General features: G+C 61.5%; 17 protein-coding genes. 12 read left to right on the top strand and 5 right to left on the bottom strand.

The window, feature by feature from the left end; all coding sequences use genetic code 11:
- Positions 1–5 precede the first annotated feature (5 nt).
- The 4 genes from ACFC3J_RS07535 (at position 6) to ACFC3J_RS07520 (ending at position 1,275) form a co-directional block, all read left to right on the top strand.
- Positions 6–440, top strand: a complete 435-nt coding sequence (locus ACFC3J_RS07535) for a hypothetical protein (protein ID WP_375195576.1) — start codon at positions 6–8, stop codon at positions 438–440.
- Complete coding sequence (locus ACFC3J_RS07530) at positions 425–667, top strand: AbrB/MazE/SpoVT family DNA-binding domain-containing protein (RefSeq protein ID WP_375195575.1); 243 nt, start codon at positions 425–427, stop codon at positions 665–667. The genes ACFC3J_RS07535 and ACFC3J_RS07530 overlap by 16 nt, the downstream gene beginning before the upstream one ends.
- Positions 667–999 (top strand): endoribonuclease MazF, encoded by a 333-nt coding sequence (mazF, locus tag ACFC3J_RS07525; RefSeq protein WP_100239424.1) that lies wholly within the window; start codon positions 667–669, stop codon positions 997–999. The genes ACFC3J_RS07530 and mazF overlap by 1 nt, the downstream gene beginning before the upstream one ends.
- Before the next feature lie 81 nt (positions 1,000–1,080).
- Positions 1,081–1,275 carry a type II toxin-antitoxin system RelE/ParE family toxin gene (locus ACFC3J_RS07520; RefSeq protein WP_375195574.1) on the top strand — a complete coding sequence of 65 codons (195 nt, stop codon included), beginning with the start codon at positions 1,081–1,083 and terminating at the stop codon, positions 1,273–1,275.
- Here the strand turns inward: ACFC3J_RS07520 and ACFC3J_RS07515 are convergent.
- The gene (locus tag ACFC3J_RS07515) at positions 1,272–2,705 is read right to left on the bottom strand and encodes a DUF6880 family protein (RefSeq protein ID WP_375195573.1); all 1,434 of its coding nucleotides are present in this window, start codon (positions 2,703–2,705) and stop codon (positions 1,272–1,274) included. The two genes, ACFC3J_RS07520 and ACFC3J_RS07515, sit on opposite strands and share 4 nt — an antisense overlap.
- 360 nt (positions 2,706–3,065) lie before the next feature.
- On the opposite strand from ACFC3J_RS07515, the gene ACFC3J_RS07510 reads away from it, so the two are divergent.
- From ACFC3J_RS07510 to ACFC3J_RS07495, 4 genes are all read left to right on the top strand, one after another.
- A complete protein-coding gene (locus tag ACFC3J_RS07510) occupies positions 3,066–3,554 on the top strand; it encodes a DUF736 domain-containing protein (RefSeq protein WP_375195572.1) in 489 nt (162 codons plus the stop codon).
- A gap of 86 nt (positions 3,555–3,640) precedes the next feature.
- A complete protein-coding gene (locus ACFC3J_RS07505; protein WP_375195571.1) occupies positions 3,641–4,666 on the top strand; it encodes a DUF2493 domain-containing protein in 1,026 nt (341 codons plus the stop codon).
- Between the two features lie 72 nt (positions 4,667–4,738).
- Entirely contained in the window at positions 4,739–4,981 is a 243-nt protein-coding gene (locus tag ACFC3J_RS07500) for a DUF6117 family protein (protein WP_375195570.1), read from the top strand.
- Between the two features lie 336 nt (positions 4,982–5,317).
- Positions 5,318–6,319 (top strand): DUF2493 domain-containing protein, encoded by a 1,002-nt coding sequence (locus ACFC3J_RS07495; RefSeq protein WP_375195569.1) that lies wholly within the window; start codon positions 5,318–5,320, stop codon positions 6,317–6,319.
- 179 nt (positions 6,320–6,498) lie between these two features.
- Here the strand turns inward: ACFC3J_RS07495 and ACFC3J_RS07490 are convergent, their stop codons facing one another.
- Positions 6,499–6,759, bottom strand: coding sequence for a hypothetical protein (locus ACFC3J_RS07490; protein WP_375195568.1), 261 nt, complete (start codon positions 6,757–6,759; stop codon positions 6,499–6,501).
- Positions 6,760–7,271: 512 nt separating this feature from the next.
- On the opposite strand from ACFC3J_RS07490, the gene ACFC3J_RS07485 reads away from it, so the two are divergent.
- From ACFC3J_RS07485 to ACFC3J_RS07470, 4 genes are read left to right on the top strand one after another with little or no spacing between them, the layout of a single operon-like run.
- Positions 7,272–7,571, top strand: coding sequence for a CopG family transcriptional regulator (locus ACFC3J_RS07485; RefSeq protein ID WP_375195567.1), 300 nt, complete (start codon positions 7,272–7,274; stop codon positions 7,569–7,571).
- On the top strand, positions 7,568–9,640 hold the full coding sequence (locus tag ACFC3J_RS07480) for a type IV secretion system DNA-binding domain-containing protein (RefSeq protein ID WP_375195566.1): 2,073 nt from the start codon (positions 7,568–7,570) through the stop codon (positions 9,638–9,640). Before ACFC3J_RS07485 ends, ACFC3J_RS07480 begins: the two co-directional genes overlap by 4 nt.
- Positions 9,637–12,546 (top strand): MobF family relaxase, encoded by a 2,910-nt coding sequence (mobF, locus tag ACFC3J_RS07475; protein WP_375195565.1) that lies wholly within the window; start codon positions 9,637–9,639, stop codon positions 12,544–12,546. Before ACFC3J_RS07480 ends, mobF begins: the two co-directional genes overlap by 4 nt.
- Positions 12,543–13,055, top strand: coding sequence for a lytic transglycosylase domain-containing protein (locus ACFC3J_RS07470; protein ID WP_375195564.1), 513 nt, complete (start codon positions 12,543–12,545; stop codon positions 13,053–13,055). Before mobF ends, ACFC3J_RS07470 begins: the two co-directional genes overlap by 4 nt.
- Positions 13,056–13,308: 253 nt before the next feature.
- Here ACFC3J_RS07470 and ACFC3J_RS07465 read toward each other — a convergent pair whose 3' ends face one another.
- From ACFC3J_RS07465 to ACFC3J_RS07455, 3 genes are all read right to left on the bottom strand, one after another.
- Positions 13,309–13,410, bottom strand: coding sequence for a hypothetical protein (locus tag ACFC3J_RS07465; protein WP_375195609.1), 102 nt, complete (start codon positions 13,408–13,410; stop codon positions 13,309–13,311).
- A 23-nt stretch (positions 13,411–13,433) separates the two neighbouring features.
- Positions 13,434–14,243 carry an IS5 family transposase gene (locus ACFC3J_RS07460; protein WP_375195563.1) on the bottom strand — a complete coding sequence of 270 codons (810 nt, stop codon included), beginning with the start codon at positions 14,241–14,243 and terminating at the stop codon, positions 13,434–13,436.
- 332 nt (positions 14,244–14,575) lie between these two features.
- A partial coding sequence (locus ACFC3J_RS07455) for an IS630 family transposase (RefSeq protein ID WP_375195562.1) occupies positions 14,576–14,998 on the bottom strand: 423 nt, incomplete at its 5' end.

The following is a 14,998-nucleotide window of genomic DNA, read 5'->3' as shown; positions in this document are numbered from 1 at the left end:
GGCATATGAACCAGAGTGAAGAGGTCAGTCTCGAAACCGCGGCGTGCCTCTGGGAAGCCGTGCTTGCTTTGCGGGACCAGGCCGGCGGCGATCCGGCTGCAAGGCTTTTGGCCGCGGCGATTGCGCGCAGCTTTGAGACCGTCGGGACCGCTGCATTGCGCCTTATCGTCGTGGATTGGACGAGCGCCGTCGAGAAAGCCTGGCAGGAAGTCAGCGGAACCTATCTGCTCTGCTTTGATTGGGATTTCGTGCCCGACTGGGTGATCGAAAATATCGACTGGTCGGATCCGGCAAATCCGCATCGGATGCCGACGGCATCGGCACCGCAGCTTGTGCACACCCCACGCAACAAAAGTCGATACAATGTTGACACGGATTCGCGCTATGATAATGTATCATCAATGTCGATACATTGGAGATGGTCATGCGTGTGCAAGTGAAAAAGTGGGGCAACAGTGCTTCGGTCAGGATTCCTACCTCGATCATGGCCGCTGCTGCGCTGCATATCGATCAGGAGGTGGATGTCAGGGAAGAAGAGGGCCGGGTCATCATCGAGCCGATCACCGCGCCTGCCTTCACCCTTGAGGGGTTGCTGGCGGGGATGAAGCCTGAAAACTTTCCCGAAGACGTCGATTTCGGTCCGCCTGTCGGCAATGAGGTTTGGTAATGGCGAAATATATCCCCAATATGGGCGATATCGTCTGGCTAAACTTTGATCCCCAGGCTGGACATGAGCAGGCCGGTCATCGACCCGCCCTTGTCCTGTCACCGGCGGCCTATAATCGCGTGCGCGGGATGATGATTTGTTGTCCTATGACGAGCAAGATCAAAGGCTATCCCTTTGAGGTGTTAATCAGCCAGAACCCACCCAGCGCTGTATTGGCAGATCAGCTCAAAAGCGTTGACTGGATGGCACGGAAGGCGACAAAAAAAGGAACAGTATCGCAAGCGGCGCTGCTGGAAGTTCAGGGAAAAATCCGCGCTCTGCTGGCGATCTAGCTTATATCCGTTCAGGCGATTTTTCATCTCGATGGGCAGCGTTCTCCCTGCAAAATCTCGTTCGGGACGTCACTTTCCTTGATGAACTCGAAGCGGCTTGACGAAGATCGTCGACTTCTCCCAATCCGGCGTCGCCCTTTCCGAGATTCGCGCCGGCTTCGATCCAGGCCTCATGGCAGCTATGTCATATTCTACAGCGTTCTGGTTTCGGTCATCCGCATTGAGCGCATTCTGCATGGCGCACGCGACATCGGCGCCATCCTTTCATCAGACTAGCCGTCCCAAAAGCCGCGCTTGCGGCCGTGCTTGGCCTTGAGCGCCGTTACATAGGCATCATGGTCGGGATGGCCGCCATAATCATCGATGCGCCGCGCGAGATGCGCGCAACTTTGCAGGTGGCGTGCGGCATGCGGATAACGTTTGACCCGGGCCTTTTCGAGCGCGAAATCGATCATGGCGCGAAGCGCCAGCGTTGCGGCCAGGGGATGACGCGATTCCAGCGCCTCGGCCGCAGGCGTGAGGATTTCATAGGGGCCGCCATCCAGTTCGTCGGCGCGGGCGAGCAGCATTGTCGCAGCGCTGTCGATAGCTGGCCAGGCGAGCAGGAAATGCAAAGCGTGCGGGAGCGATGGAAAGGCGCGGACATGGGCCAGCGCCCGCTTCTCTGCTTCCAGATCGTCAAAGTCGGGCAGGCGTTTCAAATAAGCACGGAGATATTCAGCGTCGAGCGCGGTGGCGAACCGCTCCCAGCGAGCCGCCTGGGCCTCGTCCGCGTGGCCCAGCGCATCGAACGCCGCGATCCGCACCCGGTCCCAGTCCGGCCAATGGCCACCCCGACGCCGTATTGCTTCGGCCGCGCCGAGCACGGTCATGGCCTCCGCCGCGCGGCCCGCAGCCAGCAGGCGCTCGGCAATGGCAGCGGCAATCGCGGGATTATGGCGCTGATCGACTGGATATTGCGCGATGAAGGCATCGACATCACCCAGCGCATCGGCAATGTCGACCAGCGCCTGGCGGACAAGCCGCTCATGGCGCCGGGCTTCCATCTCGTCCTCGTAGAAAACGCCGCCTGAGCCATAGCCGATGACGCGCCGTTCGGCCTGGGGTGGCCGCTGCGGTCCTTCGCGCGCCATGGCCTCGAACTTGTGCCTGAGGGCTTTCAGTCCTGCTTCGCCAAGCGGCTCCGTCATCAGGGCGACGAGGCCGTCGAATTGGCCATGGTCATTGTCGCAGACGCTGTCGAACACCCGGTCGACAAGCCGGTCAGTGGGCAGGCGGGCAGCAGCGGCGAGCGAGCCAAGATCGGAGAGCGCCGTTGCAAACACGGTGCCCAGCGTCCCATGGCTGTCGTCGCACCGGCTGAGCACTGGGCGCGCGAGCGCGATCAGCTTCCACAGCAGATCCAGCGCCGTCGCCGGATCGGTCGGCGCGACATGCTCCAGGATCGCGCGCCGCTGTGCCTCGATATCCTGGGCGAGGGGCTTCACCTTGTTCCAGTCGACAAAGGCTTTCGCCTTGGCGATGGTGGCGAGGCGCTTGGCGACCTCTCCGGCCACATCGCCGCTGCCGCTTGCGCTGGCAAGCTCCAGCCGCAGGCGCCGTTTCGCTTGGGCATCCCCTGCCACAAGCTCCAGCAGCAATTGGGCCAGCCGATTGGCGCCCAGCGCCTCGAGATTGGCCTGGTTGAGGGTTTTGGAAGAAGCCATGGAATCTGTCTGTCGCCAGATGGGGCAGGGCGTCAAGGGTGGAACGGTGTGGGGTTTGGGGCTGGGCGACCGCCCCGCGCATGACGCGGGCGCCGGGCTGACGGGCTGCGCCCCGAGCCCGGCTGCGCGGGTCTCGGCCCTGGCGGGCTTTCATCCCTGCCGCGGTGGCGTGTGGGGGGAAGACGTCGCGCGGCTGTCAGTGGGCGACACATGCGCGCGAATGGGGAGCGTGGCCTGGAGAGGTAGTGCCGATGCGGCGACGGGCGCGCCCAGCCGCGCTGCCGGGATCAGAGAAGAGAGGGATTTGAGATTTTTGTCGCCGAAAATGGGTTTCGAGCGACAGAATGAAAGGTCAAGTCAATGAACATCGGTGAAGTTCGTGAAATCAATGGTCGCCTCGAAGGCCGCATCGCCACCCGGACGATCGATCTCCCCCGGATCGGCCTGCGCAAGGTCGAGAGCATGAACCCCAGGTCACCCGCCTATGAAGTCATCGCCCTCAATGTCGCGCGGCGCTGGGTGCAGGTGGGGGCGCTTTGGGAAGCCGTCGCCAAGAAGTCCGGGGAGGTCTTCCTCGCCGGCAATATCGACGACCCGAGCCTTCCCGAACCGCTGGCGATCGCCCTGTTCCCGATTGAGACGGGTGGTTACTCCATCGCCTGGCGGCGCGATACGCTCCGGTCCGACTTTGGCGGCTCCGGCTTTGGTGCGGCCAATTACGACAGCATGGGCGGTGGCGACACCGACTATGAACGGGGCGGCGAAGGCGGCTTTGGCGCAAGCACCGCGGAACCGGGCGGCCAACTCGTCGGCGCCGGTGCCGATTTCGATGACGAGGTTGCCTTCTAAGGTCCTCATCATCGTCGCAATGGGGCTGGAGGAGCATCGCTTCTCCAGCCCTTTTCCTTTGCCCTCATCCCATGAGGAGAGATCCCATGACGGACATTCATCCCCGCAGCGTCGACAGCCTCGCTGACCTGAAGAGCCTCTATGCCGCGATCACCGCCAGCCCCGATTTCCAGCGCGCCTTCGGTGATCCCATCCCCCTCACCATCATCGAACCGGGGGAGGAACCGGGCGACCACGACATGCCCGAACCGCTCGCCGCGCAGGCCGAATGCGGGGCGGTGATCGCGGCCATTTTCGACCTCCTCACCGACACCCGGCTTGAACCGCTGGCGGCGGAGATTGCCTGGGGCTTCGTCAATTCCTTCCACTTCGTGGCCAATAAGCTGGAACGGCGCGAGGATGCACTTGCCGATGAACTGCGCGATCTGGCGAACCGGCCGGACCTTTCCGAAGTCTACAACCAGCAACTGGAGGAAAAGCAGCTTCTCTGCCAGTCCACCACCGAACAGCGCGAGGCGATCGAATGCATGCGCGACTATGCCGCCGAAATGTATCGCGCCCAGTCCGGCTGGCCCTGGTCTCCTTCGAAGGGCAGCAAGAGTCGTCCGGCCCGCGCGCTGCAGGCATCGAGTGCAACCCAGGTCGCCGTGCAGGACTATCTGCGGGCCCGTGATCTTGCCGCGCGCGAGCGCTATCTGCCAGCGGGACCGATCGTGGTCGCGTCGGGCCATGCCGACTGGCACGACTGGCAACCGATCTGGGAACGTCTCGACCTAATCCTCGAGCGCATCCCGCATATGACGCTGGTGACCACCGCCCAGCGCAAGGGGTTCGACGCCATCGTCGCGGCATGGGCGGGGGACCGCCAGGTTCCCCTTGTCGCCTACACCCTGCCGGGGGCGGGGCGCAAAGCGCCCTTCGCCCGCAACCGCAAGATGGTCGAGTTGCAACCGGTGGAAGCCGTGCTGGGGGAAGGGTCCGGCATTCAGGCCAATCTCTATCAGGCGCTGCGCAAGGCGAGCGTTCCGATCCATGCCTTCCGCAAGGCGGACCAGGCCGCCGCCGCAACCGTCGGACGTCCCAAGGCCAGTTGGCGCAACCGGCGCAGCTGATTGCAGCCCTGACGAGACATCATCCAGGGGACGGCGCGGGAGCGACCGTCCCCATTTTTACGGGAGCTGTTCATGGCCATTCCGAAGCCTCATCGCCGCAATTTCGAGACGCTGCTGCGCGCCGCAGCGGATGGAAATCTTGCCCTGCTCGAATGCACCGACACCACCAGCGGTGAACCACGCTACGTGATCTGCGCTGTGGGAAGGGAGCGGGGTGATTTCATCATGACCCCCTTTGGTCACCTGCATGATGGCGATCCCTACGCCGCCTATTTTCCGCCCGATGACGACCACGGCGCGACCCCCAAGAGTTGACGAAGACTAGGCATCGAGCCTGTGTCGGGTCTATTGAGGTTCCGCCCGGAGGCACCCATTCCCGGCCCGGGGGCATCGAGCCCCCGGTCCGGGAGCCTCCTCTCTTCTCTCAACTCTTCTGATTGTGGCACGGGGTCAGCACCGGCCTCAAGGACGGCGGGGCCCCACCATTTTTTCCGGCGGGTCCGACGTGCGCGCTTCCATCCCGCACAGTGGCCGCCAGAAAAAATCGTGACCCCCACCGCCGCTGACGCGGTCGGGCTGCGCCCGATCCTTGACCCCGGTACTCGGAGCCCGTGCCGGGGAGAAAATCTCAAACTTGCAGAGGAGGTTTTCATGACCAGGATTTTCCGCACCGTCCGCTCTTTCCCCGAAATTGCCGACCTGCTCGCGCTCGAAACCGGGCAGGTCTCCGACCGCTTTGCCGACGCCTTTGTCGAGACGGTGGACGGTTTCCGGATGGGTCATGCCGAGGAGGTGTGCGATGCGGCGATGCCCGACGCATGGCAGGTCCAACAGGCCACCGAATTGCTGGTCGGCACGCTCTTCGACGTGCTGCGCGACACCCGCCTGGAAAGCCTGGCCGGGCGACTGGCATGGGGGATCGTGCACAGCTTTCACAAGGTCGCCGGGCAACTGGAGGGGGAAGCCGACAAGGCCGCCCTCAAGGTCAAGGATCTCATTCGGGATGCCGACGGCAGCGAGGTGTTGATGACCGAACTGGAAGAGGCGCAAAGCATCTGCCAGTCGCTCGACGAAGCCCGCGAGGCCGTGGCGTGCATGCGCGACCATGCCGCGGGCACCTATCTCGCCGAAACCGGAAAGCCCTGGTCCTCGCCGCGCGGGTCCCTGGTGTCGGCCAAGCGTACCGCCTCGGTGGTAGCCGCCAGCGACTTCCTGGCGGCGCGCCGGGAGTGTCGAATGGAGAGTCACGCGCCCAGGGGGCCGGTGGTGATCTTCTCCGGGGGGCAGGTCTGGCAGGATCATGGCCAGATCACGCAAACCCTCGATGCCATCCGCGCGCGGGTGCCGACCATGGTGCTGGCGACGACCGCGCAGGACAAGGGGTGCGACGTCATTGCCGCATCCTGGGCAGCACGCACCGGAACGCCGCTTATCGCTTTCACCCTCAACCGCAAGCTCGGGCAACGCGCCGGATTTGCCCGTAACGAGCAATTGCTGGCGCTGCGTCCGGTGGAAGCTGTGGTTTGCGAAGGCTCCGGGCTGCAATCCCATCTCGCCCGGATGGTGCGGGCGCAGGGTGTGCCGGCGCACTTCTTCCGGCTTGCGGATCAACGCATCGAAGCGCAGTATCGCGGGCGTCACGAAGCCGTCTAAGGACGGTTGAGGGGGACCGGTCGGTCCATCCGGCCGGTCCTCTTTTTCATTTGTCATATGGGAAGTGTCGTCCCGCTCAGGGACCCGCAGGTGGGTCCGTCGCGGAACGATGCGATGGCGCCCGGTGGGCGCCCCCGGCCTCCTGCGCGCGGCTCCGCCGTGCTCGTCGCAGGGACGCCCTATGGGCGCTTGTCGGGGTCGGCGCTATGTGCCGCGGGGAGGGATTTCAGGGCAGCGATCGAGGCTGTGCCACCCGCCCGGATCGCATGGGCAAGGATGTCGCGGCACTCCCGTTCCGAAAGGCGCTCAATCTCCATATCCGCGAGCATCGCGGCATATTTGCCGCGCAAGGCGCGGCGGGTGTCGAGGATATCCTGCGCGATCTTCTTCTGTCGCGCTTCAAGGTCGGCAAGCCGTTCCCGGTCAGTCAATTTGGGCATGATCATTGTCCTCATCGGATGGTCTGCCCGCCAACCTCTCTTATCGATGGAGACCATCATGATTGCAATCCAGGTCTCGCGCCCAGGCGACCAAAGAATTGCGGCCCGGCGTGCCGCCGGGAAGAACAAGACCCCCTGCGGGGGAGCCCCGCGCCTTCCGGCACGAGGCAACGCAGCGGACAAGCGCGCTGCGAAGAAAGGACGCACGGCCGCTGGCCGTTTGTAATGCACCCCACGCACGGGTGCTGCGCGGCATTTTTCCAGCATTTCTGCGGCTTTGCGGTCGTCGTACCTGTATTACCCGCCCCACTGCTAAATGTAATACGGGTATGACCGAACTACCGCTGCCAGTTGATAAAATGCTGAAATCATGCGGTATTACCTGTATTCCTTTGCCGCCACCTGACATTGCGAATGCCGCATCGTTTAGGCGTTGAAAAATCGGGTTATTTCAACTATAAAAGCCGTGCTTCTTCTCCCCGGCAGGGGCTTCGCGTCATCGGAGCTTCTGCATGGTCACGGTTACTTTTCGTCTCGACGACGCCCTCCATCGGCGCCTGTCGCGTCGCGCCCATGGGGCCGATCTCAGCCTGTCGGCCTTCATCCGATCGGTCCTGTCCCGGGCCGCCGATCCGGATCGGACCTATATTTACTCGTCGAAGGACGAGATCCTCGCGGTGGCAATCCAGACCTTCGCGATCCTCGTGTCCGCGGTTGGCGAACGATCGCCGCAGGCCCTCGAAAAAGGGCAGGGCTATGCCCGCCAACTGCTCGATGAGCGGGGTCTGCTTGCCGAGGAGGGACGCTCATGAGCATCTTTCGCAATGATACGCTTGGCAGTTGGACGAGGGGTGGGCAGGCCATCGTTCACAATGTCCGCATGACCACCCAGGTCTTCTACCAGACTTGCCTTGCCGGTCTCGTGATCTGGATCGGCGGCATCATCTGGTATGCGCTCGAAAAATCCTCCGACTATGAGCGCTTCGTGCTGGTGAAGATCGGGCAGGCGACTGTCATGGGAGATGCGGTTCCTGGCAATGTCACGCCGATCCTGTTCAGGACACCGACGGGCCAGCAATATTGGACATCGCCCAAGGCGCTGCTCGACTCCAGGCTTGCCCACAAGACCCTCGCGGCCTTCGAGGGCTATCTTTTGCACGGGGCTGCCTTGTCGGGTGTCTTCGCCCTCGCGATGCTGCTGTGGGCCTGGTTCTATTTCACCCGCACGGGACGCGGCCTTGGTTCCAATCAGTTCCTGCGCGGCGCCCGCTTTGGCACCGTCAGACAGTTGAAGCGGGCGCTTCTCTGGCAGAAGAAGGGGCCGCTGACGATCGGAGGCGTTCCGGTGCCGGAGGCTTTCGAACCCGAGCATATTCTCCTCTGCGGGGCGCCCGGCACCGGCAAGACCAACCTTATTGTTACGATGCTGGAGGGCATTCGCGCATCGGGTCGACGGGCGATCGTCTATGATACGGCGGGCACCTTCGTCGAGAAATTCTATCGGCCGCAATATGACACGCTGCTCAATCCTCTCGACCAGCGGACCGCGCGATGGTCCCCCTGGGTCGATGTCCCGCGCGACTATCATTATGACCAGATCGCCGAGTCCACGATCCCGGACAAGGGCGGTGATCCCTTCTGGGCGAAGGCGGCGAGAGGAACGCTGGTCGCGGTTTTGCGCAAGCTTGCCCGGCAGAAGCACACCTTCGTCTCGCTGCTCCTTGATCGGCTGCTCCGGTCCAAGCTCAAGGATCTTGTGGCGTTTGCGGCGGGCACCGATGCCGCAGCCTTCCTGAGCATGGAGGGAGACCGGACATCGGCCGGCATCCAGGCGGAACTGGCCTCGGTCATGCGCAGCTTCTCCTATCTCGATGACACGGAGGACGGCTTCTCCATCCGCGACTGGGTGGAAAAAGGGAAGCCGGGGAGCTGGCTGTTCATCACCGTAAAAGCGGACCAGCTCCCCTCGCTGCGTCCCCTGATCACGGTCTGGCTCGACATCGCCATCAGCGCCATCATGAGTCTCATGCCGGATCGGGACCGGCGTCTCTATTGCGTCATCGACGAACTTCCGACGCTCCAGAAACTGCCCTCCTTGAGCGACTTCCTTGCCCGCGCGCGCAAATATGGCGGCTGCGGCATATTAGGATTTCAAAGCTATCCGCAGCTTGAGGCAACATATGGCATCCAGGATGCCGCCGCCATCACAGGTTACTGTTCGACCTGGGTGGCGCTGCGCGCCAATGATACCCCGACCGCCAAGCATGTTTCGGAAAATCTGGGTCAGGTCGAGCAGGTCGAAGCAAATGAAGGCATGAGCTACGGAGTCAACGACATGCGGGACGGCGTCAATCTCTCCCGGATACAGGTGACTCGGCCGCTTGTGATGCACACGGAGGTCACGAACCTTCCCAACCTCTCCGGCTTCCTCCGGTTCGGGCGCAATCTTCCAGTCGTGAAATTCGCAGATCGGTTCAATGATGTTTCCTCTGAAGAACCTGCCTTTGTTGAACGTGTGGGGCCGCCGGAGCGGCTCAGCAAGGCGGACGAATTGGTAAAACTGGCCAAGGCCGAAGCGCGTGTGCGCGAGGCGCTCGAACGCGAAAGGGAGCAGGGTGATGATTTGCGTCCTCCCGCTGAGGAAGGGAAGGGGCCAGTGGTTTCTCCCGCCACCGCACCGAGACCGAGTGAGGGTGGGTCGCCCGCGGCCGAGAACGAGGCTAAGCAGGTTGATGCGATCCTCGGCGCGGAGGAGGGTGAATTGCCGATCCCGCCGCGTGACGCCTGGACCTTGTTGGCGGCACGCCAGGGCAGCATCCAGTCGAACCTCGTCCAGCATGGCCGTGCCGATGGTCCCCGTGAACAGGCGAGGCCGGCATGATCAATCCCGTCCGCCTGCATGGCAAACCCGATAACGTCGCGCGCTATTATGCGCTCGGCGATTATTACAAAAAGGGCCCCGACGAGCATTCCGAATGGGGAGGAGCCATAGCCCGCGACCTTGGTCTGGAAGGAAAGGTCGATCCCAAGATATTCGAGCAAACATTGTCTGGCCGGGTTGGAGAGCAGCAGCTTGGAAGGCACCGCAAGGATGGGGAGATCGAGCATCATCCCGGCTGGGATTTCGCGGTCAACGCGCCCAAGTCGGTTTCCATCATGGCGCTGGTTGCGGGAGACGGGCGGATACTGGCTGTCCATGAAAAGGCGGTCGGGACCGCGTTGGACTATCTGGAGGAACATGCCGCCCTGCGGCGCCGGGTTGCAGGCGAGATCGTCCATGAGACGACCGGACGGCTGATCTTTGCTCGCTTCACGGAACATGCCAGCCGGGAACTCGATCCCCATCTTCACACCCATGTGGTTGTCATGAATATCACCGGCAGGGATGGCGAGGCGCAAATGGCAAGCTTGGAAACCCGCGCCATGTTTGCGGAGCAAATGACGGCGGGACAGGTGTATCGCAACGATCTGGCCCATGGCCTTCGGGGGCTGGGTTATGAAATCGAGCATGACCCGCGCACCGGCCTTTTTGAAATCAGGGATGTCCCGCAGGTTCTGGTAAAGGCATTTTCCAGACGTGCCGAACAGATCGATGCCCATGCGCAGGAACAGGGGCTGACCGGGCAGGCCGGACGCCAGGCCTCCTTCTATGCGACCCGACCTCCCAAGCAGAAGGTCGGTATCGAGGCGCTGCGGGAGCAATGGCAGCAACGATCGGAACGGTATCACGAAGGTCTTGACCTATTGAGCCGAAAGGACAGCAGGGAGATCGTTCCACAGACCGCTGACGTCGGCCGGGCCGCCCTGTTCGGCATGCGACAGGCGGAATCGCGCGAAGCGGTGAACAATCTGGGACGCATATTCCGTCTCGGCCTCGCTTCCCATGTTGGGGAAGTGCGCTTGTCTGACGTCCGCCCGATGATCGAAGCCCATGAGGCACGGCGCAAGCTCCTGGCAACGCACGAGCAAACGGGCGACCGGATACTGACCCGGGGGCGCACGACGAGAAAAACCGCCCGTCTTGAGCTGGCATTGACCCAGCATCTTGCGCTTGCGCTGAACGATGCTCGGCCCATCGCGTCTGCGGACCGGCTGCTGGTCGCTCTCGAAAAGGCAGGCTTGACGCCTGCCCAGGAACAGGCGCTGGTGGCTGTCGCGACCTCCCGCGACCGGGTGAATGGCATCCATGGGGTGGCCGGTTCGGGGAAATCAACGCTGGTCAAGACGCTCAAAGAGGCTGCGGAGCCAGGGACCATCCTCATCGCGACCGCCCCGACCTCGTCGGCGACCTTGAAGCTCGGGCAGGATGCCGGCATCGAGTCCCGGACCGTTGCCAGCCTGCTTGCCGGGGGCGGGCATGGTATCACTGACCGTCATGTGCTGGTGCTGGATGAGGCCGGGCAGCTCGGCAATCGGCAAGCTTCCCGTGTGCTGGAGATCAGCCGGAAAACCGGTGCCCGCCTTCTCCTCCTGGGTGACGATCACCAGACCGGCGCCATCGAGCAGGGCAAAGCCTTCTGGTTGCTGCAACGACTGGGATTACCGACCGCGGAACTCAAGGAGTCGGTACGGCAGGAAACCAAGTCAATGAAGGCGGCGGTCACGCGCGCGCGGGAGGCCGACTATTCTGCTTCGCTCGCTGCGCTCGATAAGGTCGTAAGTGGGGAGAGCGTGGATGAGCTTGCCAAGGACATGGTGAGGGAGTGGACCCGGCTCAAACCGGAGCATCGCGCTGGCACGAACATTCTCGTGCTTGAAAATGCAACTCGCCTGGCTGTCAACGCCCAGATACGGGAAGCGCTCCAGAAGGAGGGGGGCATCGCGGTCGAGGAGAGCCGTCTCCAGATTTTGTCACCGGCGGGGATGACCGATGAAGAGAAGCGGTTCGCGCGGTTTTATTCGGGTGGGCAGGTCGTGAAATTTGGGCGCGCCATTGCCGAGATCGGTATCGTCCGGGACGCGGAATATCGCGTGGCAGGACTTGGCCGCAATGAGAATGGTCGGCAAATCGTACGCCTGGTTGATGAGCAGGGGCGGGTTATCCGGTGGGGCCCACGTTCGACGCGACCCCGGCAGGTCAATGTATTCGAGCAGGGCGAACGTGATCTGGCGGCAGGGGATCGTGTTCAGTGGCGACTGGCCAACAAGGAACTTGATCTGAAAAATGCCGAGCGGGGCACGGTCGAAAAGCTCGATGGATCGTTTGCGACGATCAGGTGGGATCGGGAGGCTAGAATCCAGACCGTAGACTTGTCGATACACAAGACTTGGGACCATGGCTATGCCGAGACCGTGTATTCGTCTCAGTCCAAGACCTATGCGCGGGCATATATTTTGGCTCCGATTGGGTCAAGTCTCGTCAATGGTCAGAATTTCTACACGGCGATTACCCGATCGCGCTTCGGTGTGAAGCTCTGGACGGAAGACAGGGAGAAATTAGCGAAGAAATTGGAGCGGAACTCTGGTGAAAAGACGTCGTCCCTGGAAGGTCTTGGCCGCCTTGATCGAGATAGACGGCGTAATTTCTTGGGGCGACATGGGGAAACACTACGCCGTCAACGCATCGAGCAGGAACTGCAGCGGTGGGAGAGGCGAGAACATTTGGGTTCGGCAAACCCCAGGTCGCGCGCGGAAGGGTTGAGTTTGCCTGAAAAGCTGGCAGGTAGAGCGCGATCGGTCACCGAGCAGATTGAGTCATTTTTGCGTTCATTCATCGAGCGTGATCGGCCTACGCCGGAACCGACCCATAATCAGGGCCCCCATCATACGAGGGGGCAGGATCGATGAGCAATCTTTGGGGCCTGCTGACGGCAGCAATGATCGTCATAAGCATGTCAATCGTGCATATAACTCCCGCTAAGGCAACGCAGCTTGCTGGGGATGTCGAGGTGGCACGGTGTATTCGGCTTGCATCGAATGGAAAGGGCTGGTTGGAAAAGACGCTCTGGGGGCTTCGAGATCAGGAAGCAGGGTGGATTGGAGCCAAGATCAGGAACGTTGACGGCAGCTATGATTTGGGTCCCTTGCAGATCAACAGTTGGTGGGTGCCGCGAATTTCGGCGTTGGTTCACCGATCGGAATCTGAGATATGGCATCGGCTCCAACATGAGGCCTGCTTCAATGTGTACACCGCACGCTGGATATTTCTGACTGAATTGCAGGGCGTGCGAAATTACTGGACAGCGATTGGTCGCTATCACAGCCGGGTTACATGGAGGAAAAATCTTTATATTCATAATGTAGGGATTAGGCTTATTGCGCGCTTTGGACCTGATCCTTTCGGAAAAGAAAAATAACCCCTGCTACCTATTCCTCTACAATCCTGCTCAAGCGGATGCAGACGTATGCGATTCGCCGCCGTCTTCCCCCGCTAATATGTGTGACACCGGTTCGATTCCTTCGAGCATTCCGAATAGAACCTCCGTACCGGTAGCAACCTACCAGTTTATCCCTTATGAGACCTGTGCGCGGGTGGGCGTAGAGCTATGTAATCGCGCCGATATTCGATGATTTATCGATCCGGCCTGCGCTTTGCAGTCGGAGGGGATATTATGCTGGAACGGAGAGGATATTCATCGTGCGCTTGAGGTTGTAGGCGATGGCGGTGAGGTGGACTTGGACGGCGGCTTTGGCGAGACCTCGCCATCGCATTCGGCGCAGGCCGTAGCATCGCTTCATGTACCGAAGATCTTCTCAATGCGGGCGCGCACGCGATGGATCGGTTGGTTCCATTCATGGAGCTTGCGGAGCGTTTCAGCTTCGTCGCGGCCCCACATGCCAGTCGCGACGATCCGGGGAATGCCGCCCTTGGCCAGCACGGCATCACAAAAATGATTGCCGCGATAGGCGCTGTCGGCAAAAACCTCACCAGGATTATCGGGCAAGGCATCGGGGCCTGCTTTGCCGTCATTGATATTTGCCGATGTGATCGATACTTCCTCGACCAAGGCGGTATCGGCATCGGCGCCCACGTGGGCCTTGAAGCCGTGGACAGCCCGTTTTCTTTTGTGCTTCACCCAGCGCGCGTCATCATCGTCTTCACTGGCGGAGGCAATGATGGTGGCATCCACCAGTGTACCGGTCTTGACCGTCACAGCCTTGGCCTTGAGCTGCATGGTCACGGTTCCAAACAGCGATCGGTCCAGTTGGTGCGCGACCAGCAGCCGACGGAACCTGACAAACGCGGTACGCTCTGGCGTCGCCTCATTAGCGGAAAACCCACAGAAGCGGCGAAAAGAGGCCCGGTCGTCCAGGGCCTCAGCCAGCTTTACATCGGAAAGATCGTACCAGATCGACAAGAGGAGCGCTTTGAACATTGCTAGGGGCGGCCAGGCGGGCTCACCTTTGGAGGCGGGATAAAGCGGATCGAGAAGAACCACGACCGCATGCCAATCAATCAGCGATACAAGCGCGTCCAGCGATGACGTCGTGCGCTCCGACCCTGAAAATCCAAACCGCTCCTGACCAATTGAACGCTGCGCCACGGCCGCTCTCCTCCTTGGAAAGCCCATAGAATCAGCAATTGACGCGCCTGTCTACGCCCACCCGCGCACAGGTCTCATTAGTTGATTTGTAACAAAATGGCTCAGTTTCAAAAAATCTGGGTGAACATGACGATCTGCGGCAACGCGCGCGTCTTTACCCACGAGCAGGATACGGCGGCACAGATAGGTGCCGCGTGCGCAGCTGGGCGCGTCATCATTTTTGAAGACAAGATCGGCGGCTTGCGCGGGCGATCGCGCGAGCAGAGGAGGGATAGTGGAACTGGACCTCGAAGTCGCGCCGCGTGGCGTGCTCGGACTTACCCTGCGCGCATCTAGTGGATTGATTCCAACACTTGGTGCCCGCGCCTCACAGAGGCGATAATTTCGTTTGGATCGGCCTTCCAGACGAAGGGGCGCGGGTCCTGGTTATGTTCCTTGATGAAGCGATTGATGGCAGCCTGTAGATCGACGACGGAATGAAAGACGCCGTTCTTCAGGCGGCGTCTCGTGAGCTTGGCGAAGAAGCCCTCGACGGCATTGAGCCACGAGCAGGACGTCGGAACAAAGTGAAAGGTCCAGCGCGGATGTCTGGCCAACCAGGCACGGACCTTGGGCTGCTTGTGGGTCGCGTAATTGTCGAGAATGACGTGGATGGCCTTGTCCGCGGGCATCTCGGCTTCGATGGCGTTCAGGAAACGGATGAACTCCTGATGCCGGTGCCGCTGCATATTGCGGCCGATCACGGAGCCATCCAG

The organism is Sphingobium sp., assembly GCF_041987595.1.
Lineage (GTDB): Bacteria > Pseudomonadota > Alphaproteobacteria > Sphingomonadales > Sphingomonadaceae > Sphingobium.
This window is presented reverse-complemented; position numbering and strand designations above follow the sequence as displayed.